Here is a 265-nt window from a genome sequence, read left to right on the forward strand (position 1 = left end):
GGATAACGGTCAGAGGTTAAAATAATTTGTTGGTTGCCTTCAAGCAATGCATTAAAGGTATGAAAAAACTCTTCTTGTGAACGCTCTTTATTAGCAAAAAATTGAATATCATCAATCATTAATGCGTCAACACTGCGGTAATAACGCTTAAATTCTTCTATCGCATTATTTTGTAGTGCCTTTACCATGTCTTGAACAAAGCGTTCTGAATGCATGTAAACAATTTTAGCATCTGGCTTGTTTGCCATAATGCCGTTACCTACAG

Annotated in this window: 1 protein-coding gene; it reads right to left on the minus strand. The window is 35.5% G+C overall.

The genetic code is table 11. The features are described from left to right. Window positions 1-265 (minus strand): DnaA ATPase domain-containing protein (locus tag AAEZ18_RS19010; RefSeq protein WP_352255975.1); only part of this gene is annotated, 265 nt, incomplete at both ends.

Source organism: Pseudoalteromonas sp. 19-MNA-CIBAN-0066 (genome assembly GCF_040308705.1).
In the GTDB taxonomy this organism is placed as follows: Bacteria; Pseudomonadota; Gammaproteobacteria; order Enterobacterales; family Alteromonadaceae; genus Pseudoalteromonas; species Pseudoalteromonas nigrifaciens.